The 7,538-nt window shown below is 64.1% G+C and carries 7 protein-coding genes; all 7 read left to right on the top strand.

From position 1 onward, the window contains the following. The first annotated feature begins 121 nt into the window (after positions 1–121). The 7 genes from AC6A67_RS03605 (at position 122) to AC6A67_RS03575 (ending at position 6,543) form a co-directional block, all read left to right on the top strand. A complete protein-coding gene (locus AC6A67_RS03605; protein WP_498035196.1) occupies positions 122–610 on the top strand; it encodes a MaoC family dehydratase N-terminal domain-containing protein in 489 nt (162 codons plus the stop codon). After that, a complete protein-coding gene (locus AC6A67_RS03600) occupies positions 610–1,062 on the top strand; it encodes a MaoC/PaaZ C-terminal domain-containing protein (RefSeq protein WP_498035195.1) in 453 nt (150 codons plus the stop codon). The genes AC6A67_RS03605 and AC6A67_RS03600 overlap by 1 nt, the downstream gene beginning before the upstream one ends. Next, complete coding sequence (locus tag AC6A67_RS03595) at positions 1,055–1,912, top strand: SDR family NAD(P)-dependent oxidoreductase (RefSeq protein ID WP_498035194.1); 858 nt, start codon at positions 1,055–1,057, stop codon at positions 1,910–1,912. The genes AC6A67_RS03600 and AC6A67_RS03595 overlap by 8 nt, the downstream gene beginning before the upstream one ends. A gap of 314 nt (positions 1,913–2,226) precedes the next feature. Then, positions 2,227–3,003, top strand: coding sequence for an enoyl-CoA hydratase-related protein (locus AC6A67_RS03590; protein WP_498035193.1), 777 nt, complete (start codon positions 2,227–2,229; stop codon positions 3,001–3,003). A gap of 137 nt (positions 3,004–3,140) precedes the next feature. Next, positions 3,141–4,367 (top strand): ABC transporter substrate-binding protein, encoded by a 1,227-nt coding sequence (locus tag AC6A67_RS03585; protein WP_498035192.1) that lies wholly within the window; start codon positions 3,141–3,143, stop codon positions 4,365–4,367. A gap of 220 nt (positions 4,368–4,587) precedes the next feature. Then, positions 4,588–5,208 carry a TetR/AcrR family transcriptional regulator gene (locus AC6A67_RS03580; RefSeq protein ID WP_498035191.1) on the top strand — a complete coding sequence of 207 codons (621 nt, stop codon included), beginning with the start codon at positions 4,588–4,590 and terminating at the stop codon, positions 5,206–5,208. A gap of 102 nt (positions 5,209–5,310) precedes the next feature. Beyond that, on the top strand, positions 5,311–6,543 hold the full coding sequence (locus AC6A67_RS03575) for an ABC transporter substrate-binding protein (RefSeq protein ID WP_498035190.1): 1,233 nt from the start codon (positions 5,311–5,313) through the stop codon (positions 6,541–6,543). Positions 6,544–7,538 lie beyond the last annotated feature (995 nt).

Below are 7,538 nucleotides of genomic sequence, written 5' to 3'. Positions count from 1 at the left end.
TGACGCGCCAGCTGCGCGGCACGGCGGGTTCGACCCAGGTCGACGGCGCGCGTCTCGCCCTGCAGCACAATCTCGGCCTCGGCGGCGCCTGCGTCGTCACGCTGTATGAGAGGGCGTGAGCATGGCTGGCGCCAATTTCTCCGTCGACCCGCAAACCATCGTTGGCCGGGAGCTATCCCGGCAGACCTCCCGCGTTGAGCCGCTGCGGCTGACGTTCTTTCTCAACACCATTGGCGAGAAGGACCCGGTCTATCACGACAGCGACGCAGCCCGGCGCGCCGGCTTCCGGGACATTCCGATCCCGCCGACCTACCTCTTCTGTCTGCAGTCGCTCGACAATCCGGGCTCCATCGAGGTGCTGGATATTCTCGGCATCGACATCGGCCGCATCCTGCACGGCGAGCAGAAATTCGTGTTTCACAAGCCCGCCTGCGTCGGCGATGCGGTGATCTTCACCACCCGCGTCGGCCCGATCGTCCACAAAAAGGGCGGCGCGCTGACCATGATCGCCCAGGAAATCCGGGTCGAGAACGGCCAGGGCGAGCACATCGCCGACATCACCAACACGACCGTCGTGCGCAATCCATACGCCAACGGGGGAGCGGCCTGATGAGCGTCCAACACGCAACCCTCAAGGTCGGCGACACGCCGGTCAAGCGCGCCTTTGCGCCGATCACCCGGCATGAGCTGGCGCTGTATTGCGGCGCCTCGGGCGATCACAATCCGATTCACGTCGACAGCGACTTCGCCAAGGCCTCGGGTTTTCCCGACGTTTTCACCCACGGCATGTTCGTGATGGCCCGCCTCGGCATGGCCCTGAACGACGCCTTCCCGGTGCAATCCATTCGTGAATATGGCGTGCGTTTCGCGTCGATCACCCAGATTGGCGCGGAAATCTCCTGCGATGGCGTCGTCACCGCGATCGAAGAGGTCGACGGCGAACGCCGCGCCCGGATCGAGCTGACCGCGCGCGACCAGAACAATGACATCAAGCTGAAGGGCGAAGCGGTCGTGGCTCTCACTGGCCCAACCGCCGCCAACACGGAGAACGCACATGGCTGAAGCGGCCCTCAAACTCTTTGCTGAAGGCCGCGTTGCCGGCAAGGTCGCCCTGGTGACCGGTTCGGGTCGTGGCATTGGCCGCGCCATCGCCCACAAGCTGGCGGCTGAAGGCGCCAGCGTCGTGGTCAATGATCTGGACCCCGCGTTTGGCGACGCCTGCGCCGCCGAGATCAATGCTGCTGGCGGCAAGGCCATTGCGGTCAACGGCAGCGTCACGGAAGACGGCTTCCCTGAACGCTTCGTCCAGACGGCCATGGAGCAGTTCGGCGGCATCGACATCATCGTCAACAACGCCGGCTACACCTGGGACGCCACCATCAGCAAGATGTCGGATGAGATGTTCCAGGCGATGATGGACGTGCACCTGATCGCGCCGTTCCGCATCCTGCGCGCCGCCTCCGAGCCGATCCGCATCATGGCCAAGCAGGAGGCCCAGGAGGGTCGCGAGGTGTTCCGTAAGGTGGTGAACATCTCGTCCATCGCGGGCCTCTACGGCAACGCCGGCCAGGCCAGCTATTCTTCGGCCAAGGCCTCGCTGGTCGGCCTGACCCGCACCCTGTGCAAGGAATGGGGCCGCTACAAGGTCAACGTCAATTGCGTGGCTTTCGGCCTGATCGAGACCCGCCTGACCCAGGCCATCGAAGCCGAGCAGAAGACCATCGACGTCGAAGGCAAGGCCATCAAGGTCGGCGTGCAGCCGGCGATGCTCGACACCATGGCGAAGATGATCCCGCTGGGTCGCGCCGGCAAGCCGGAAGAAGCCGCCAACGCTGTCTACATGTTCTGCTCGCCAGAGTCGGACTATGTCAGCGGCCAGGTGCTGGTCTGCGGCGGCGGCGCGCTGATGTAATACCCGCGCCCGATGTGCATGACTCATCGGGCGCTGGTCGAGCCCGTGCGGCGACTGAGCTTTTCGGGTCGCGGATGCGTCAGCATCTTGCCGACCTGGTATAAGCCAGCCAAACGCAGGCTCCCGGGTTTGTCCGGGAGCCCGAAGCACGGCGTCACACATTACTATTGCGTAGACGGCGCCCGGCAGACCGCGGTGGCGAACTTGGCGAACGCCTGCAAATCCTGCCGCGCAGGCCAGCAGCGCCGATCATCCGCGAAGTCAGTTAACCCGACCAGCCATGCGCGGCGGGCGACGCAGGGAGCAATGCAACGATGCCCGCAGTCTTGCTCGAACGCCAGGATGGGCTGGCGATCATCACGCTCAACAATCCGGACCAGTACAATGCGCTGGGTCCGGACGTCATCGGCCAATTGGGTGAAACCACCAGCGCCGCCATGGCCGATGCGCGGGTGCGCGCTATTCTGCTGACCGGCGCTGGCAAGGGTTTCTGCTCTGGCGCGCAATTTGGCGGCGACACCTTTTCCGCTGGCGGCGACATCGGCGACCGCATGCGCGCCCAGCTGCACCCGGTGCTGGAGCGGCTGCGTAACGGCGGCAAGCCAGTGGTGGCCGCGGTCAATGGCGCCGCGGCGGGAGCTGGCGTCGGTCTGGCGCTGGCGGCGGATATCGTCATCGCTGCGCGCTCCGCCCGCTTCATCCTCAGCTTTGCAAGGCTGGGCGCCGTGCTTGATGGCGGCACATCGCTGTTCCTGCAGCGGGCCATCGGCGCCCCGCGCGCCCGCGCCCTCGCCCTTCTGGCCGAGCCTTTGCCCGCCGAGACCGCAGCGGCCTGGGGCCTCATCTGGCAATGCGTCGACGACGACGCGCTTGCCGCAACCGCCATGGGTGTCGCCCGACGACTGGCCGCAGGGCCGCCGCTGAGCATGGCGATGATCAGGACCCAGCTCGACGCCGCCTGGACGGCGCCGCTGGCTGAAACCCTGGAGCTGGAAGCCGATCTGCAAAGCCGCGCCTTCCTCACGGAGGATTTGCGCGAGGGCGCCGCGGCTTTTGTCGAGAAGCGCCAGCCAGTTTTCCAGGGGCGATAGAGCGCGCCCCTGGCGGCGCCCGCTCCTTCCGGCCATTGACGCCGCCCGTTGCGAGGCGGCGACGCACAACCACAACAAAACGCCAATGCGCGATGCGCGGCCCAGCGTGCTGACGCGCCGCCGCAAGGGAGGTCTTCATGATTTTTTCGTCTAACGCTTCGTCACATCACCGTCTGGCGCGCTGGCTGGCGCTGCCGGTGGCGGCAGCGCTGTTCGCAGCGCCGGCCGTCGCCAGCAGCGGCAAGAATTACAGTCAAGGCGCAAGCGACAGCGAGATCCGCATTGGCCACAGCACGGCCTATAGCGGGCCGGTGTCGGCCTTCGGGGCCAGCGGCCGCACCTATGCCGCCTATTTTGACATGCTCAATGCCGCTGGCGGCGTCAACGGTCGCAAGGTCAAGTTCATTACCCTTGATGACGGCTATAGCCCGCCAAAAGCGCTTGAGCAGGCGCGCAAGCTGGTGGAGAGCGACGAGGTGTTGCTGATCGCCTTCGTCTCGGGCACGCCCACCAACACTGCGACGCAGAAATACCTCAACGGCAAACGCGTGCCGCAAATCCTCATCTCCACCGGCGCGAGCAAGTTCAACGATCCGAAGACCTACCCGTGGACCATGCCGTTCTGGCCGTCCTACACGGTGGAGCAGAAGACCTATATTGACCACGCGTTGAAGCAGAACCCCAACGCGCGCATCGGCGTGCTGTATGCCAATGATGATTATGGCAAGGATCATCTGCACGGCGTGCGCCAGGCCCTCGCCGCCCATGGCAAGGACAAACAGCTCATCGCCACGCACAGCTATGAGACCGCTGACGCTACGGTAGACTCGCAGATCCTCAATCTGAAGAACGCCGGCGTCAACGTGCTGATCAGCGCCAGCACGCCCAAATTCGCCGCCCAGGCCATCCGCAAGGCGCATGAGCTTGGCTGGAAGCCAAAGCACTATGTCGCCAACGCCGCCAGCTCGGTCCGCTCGGTGATGATCCCCGCCGGCGCCGAGGCGTCGCGTGGCGTCTACACCGGCGCCTTCTCCAAGGCGCCAGATGATCCGGCGCTGGCCAATGACCCTGAAGTCGTGGCGTATCTGGAGTTCATGAAAAAGTGGAATCCCAAGGATAACCCGAACGACACCTTCCCGGTCGTCAGCTACATCGCCGGCAACATGCTGCGCACCGTGCTCGAACAGGCTGGCGACAATCTCACCCGTGAGAATGTGATGAAGATCGTCAGCAATCTGAAGCCGCAGCGCATGCCGATGCACCAGCCGAATGTCTCGGTCGCGACCTCGCCTGACAGCCTCGACGCCTACAAGGCCTTGCAGCTGCAGTCGTTTGACGGTGAGAAGTGGGTGGACGCTGACTGACGCCACAGTGCGGCGCCTGAGTATAGGGCGTGGCGCCGACACGAAGACGTTGTCACGGGCGCACGTTGCGCCCGTGGCGCCCCTGGAACCGCGTGAGACGGACAGGTGGAGATGCGCCAGCTGGCGCGGCCCGGCCTTCCCGGTTTGGGCATCGACGGGGTGCATGATAGACGGGCGGAGGCTTCGCCCTGGAACCAGAAAGCGGAAGGTGACAGCAGCAATGACGACGGCCCCACTATCCCCATGGCCTTCCCAGGAAGAGCGCAGCAAGGTGCGGGACCAGAAGGTCGAGGCTTTGCTCGATACTGCGCTCAGCATGTTCCTTGAGCTCGGCTACCATCACGTCAAGCTGACGGATGTGGCCAAACGGCTCAATGTCACCAAGCCTGCGCTGTACAATTACTTCCGCAGTAAGGAGGACATCCTCTTTGAATGCTGGATGAGCGGCTTCCAGAAGCTCAATGAGCGGATGGCGACCATTGGCGCTGAAGAGACAACGGGGCTCGCCCGGTTGCGGCGGCTGATCTGCATTTATGCAGAAACCATGACCACCAATTATGGCAAGAGCCTGATCCGCTTCGATGACCGCGATTTCGATCCGGCCAATCGCGCCAGAACCCTCGCCGGCAAGCGCGACATCGACCAGGTGTTTCGCAAATATATCCGTGAGGGCATTGCAGATGGCTCCATCCAGCCAACCGACCCCAAGATGACGGCCTTCGCCATCGCCGGGGCGTTGAACTGGATCGGCCATTGGTATCGCCATGACCAGGGCATGAGCCCTGAGGAGCTGGGCAAGGATTTCGCCCAGCGCCTGACGGCGGCCATTGCCCGCGCCTGAACAGCGCGGGCCCAAGTACAAGAACAGTTCACGCAAAAACATCTGCAGCGACCGTCTGCGCCTTTGGCGATCAATGGCGGCTGCCTGCAGCGGAGGAAAACCATGCATATTCTGCTGAAAGGCGGGCTGAGCGCCTGCGCCATGGCGCTTGTCGCCAATCTCTCTACGACGCCCATGGCTACGGCCCAGAGCGGCGCGACTGCCAACGCGACGCCTGGCGTCACGCCTACGGAAATCCGCATTGGCAACACCGCGCCCTACAGCGGTCCGGCGTCGGCCTATGGCGCCATCGCCAAATCGGTGGGCGCCTATTTCGACATGGTCAATGACCAGGGCGGCGTGCATGGCCGCAAGATCCGCTTCATCAGCCTTGATGACAGCTTCTCTCCGGCCAAAACCGTTGAGCAGACCCGCCGGCTGGTGGAAAGTGACGATGTGTTCGCCATCGTCGCCCCGGTCGGGACCCCGACATCTGCCGCGGCGCAGCCGTTCCTGAATGGTCGCAAGGTTCCGCAGGTATTCGTTTCGTCCGGCGCCTCGCGCTGGAACCAGCCGAGCAAATATCCATGGACCATCGGCTGGAACATCGATTATCTGCGCGAGGGCAGGATCTATGGCAAATATTTGCTGAACAACCACCCGGACGCCAAAATCGGCGTGCTGTACCAGAACGATGACTATGGCAAGGAACTGCTGCACGGCCTGCGCCAGGGGCTGGGCGACAAGGCTGCGTCCGTGGTCGCCGCCATTCCCTATGAGCTGTCGGACGCCACCATCGACTCGCAGATAGCGCGACTGCGCGCCACTGGCGTCGACGTTCTGGTCAGCGCAACGACGCCGCGCTTCGCCGCCCAGTCGATCCGCGCTGTCGACGCCATGGGCTGGAAGCCGGTGTTCATTCTGCCGTCGGTGTCCAACCAGGTCGATCCGGTGCTGAAAAGCGTCGGGCTGGACAAGGCCAAAGGCATCATCTCGAGCGCCTTCATCAAGGAGCCGAGCGACCCGCGCTGGAAGGATGACGCAGAGTTCAAGGCGTGGAGCGCCTTCATGGACAAATACTATCCGGATGGCGCACGCAATGACCTCTCCAACGCCTATGGCTATGGCGCCGGCTACGCCTTCCACCAGGCGCTGAAGAAGGCTGGCCCCAATCTGACCCGCGAAGGCCTGATGACCGCGTTGCACAGCCTGAAGGACACGCGCGTGCCCATGTTGCTGCCTGGCGTGACCATCTCGATCTCACCCGACAACCACGGGCCGATCGGCACGCTGCAGATGGTGAAATTTGATGGCGCAACGTGGGAGCCGGTCGGCGACGCCATCAAGGCTGACTGAGCAGGAAGCCTGCCCGGCGTCGATACGGCCGCACGGTGGAGGACAACACGCTTCGGGGCGACGTCAGCTTGCCCCCGGCAACCTTGCCAGTTTTCATGGCTGGCAAGGCGCGCCTCCCTGCCTCGTGGCCCACGCGGCCACAGCGCTCACGGCTTGATCTGCCAACGCCGCGCCAGTGGCGGCCCCGGGTAAGCGTCAGGTTCGGCCTGCTCAGTTGACGTTGCGCGACGCGCCCTGCCAGAACGGCTCACGCAGCTTGCGGCGCAGAATTTTGTCCGACGCCTTCCGCGGCATCTCGTCAATAAAATCCACCTGATTGGGCATTCTAAACAGGCGATCCGCCCGGCGGCATGGCTGATCAGTTCGTCGGAGCCTGCGTTAGCCCCGTCGTGCAGCAGGTTTTCAATGTCTGGGCTACGCTATTTGCCAGACTGCGGCGCAGGTCATTAATCAGCCCGGCGATCGCCTGACACGCGACAACACTCTCGCCATCGCCAATGCGTTCAACGGCCATCCGCCGCCCATGGTTCTGCCTGGCATCACCCTGACCTCAAGCCCGACCCGGCGTCGCCTGGTCAAATGCCTGCAGGCCCAGGTCTGGCGCGACAATCGCTGGACAGCCGAGGGCGCGGTGAGCTGCTCCCCTTGGCATCTGACGAAAACACGTGGCCGCGAAGCTGCTGGCGCATCTGCGACCTGCATGGCTCAAGCGCCGGTCGGGCTTGACCAGAACCCGTCCGCTCATACGCATCCGTCTCTGGTAGAACTCGTGATGGCAAGCCCGGCGACGCCATGCAGCTCCTTCCCGGCTGCTGGCGCAGGTCGCAATCTGACGGCACGCCGGACAGCGTCATATCCCATCGCCCCCAAAGGCGTCGGGCGCCTCCGCCAACCGCCACAACGCGCGTCATGGCAGCGCCCCATCGAGGCGCTAAGCCGCGCGCCAGGCCATCCGCCATTGTCGCCCACACTGATTTTTTTTCTGGATTTGGACT

The organism is Camelimonas sp. FR25 (assembly GCF_059740505.1).
Note: the sequence above shows the minus strand (reverse complement) of the source record. Positions and strands in the feature narration are given on the sequence as shown.

Coding starts and splice junctions, on each gene's coding strand:
- AC6A67_RS03595 (WP_498035194.1), top strand. CDS start 1,055: ATGGCTGAAGCGGCCCTCAAACTCTTTGCTGAAGGCCGCGTTGCCGGC.
- AC6A67_RS03585 (WP_498035192.1), top strand. CDS start 3,141: ATGATTTTTTCGTCTAACGCTTCGTCACATCACCGTCTGGCGCGCTGG.
- AC6A67_RS03590 (WP_498035193.1), top strand. CDS start 2,227: ATGCCCGCAGTCTTGCTCGAACGCCAGGATGGGCTGGCGATCATCACG.
- AC6A67_RS03580 (WP_498035191.1), top strand. CDS start 4,588: ATGACGACGGCCCCACTATCCCCATGGCCTTCCCAGGAAGAGCGCAGC.
- AC6A67_RS03600 (WP_498035195.1), top strand. CDS start 610: ATGAGCGTCCAACACGCAACCCTCAAGGTCGGCGACACGCCGGTCAAG.
- AC6A67_RS03575 (WP_498035190.1), top strand. CDS start 5,311: ATGCATATTCTGCTGAAAGGCGGGCTGAGCGCCTGCGCCATGGCGCTT.
- AC6A67_RS03605 (WP_498035196.1), top strand. CDS start 122: ATGGCTGGCGCCAATTTCTCCGTCGACCCGCAAACCATCGTTGGCCGG.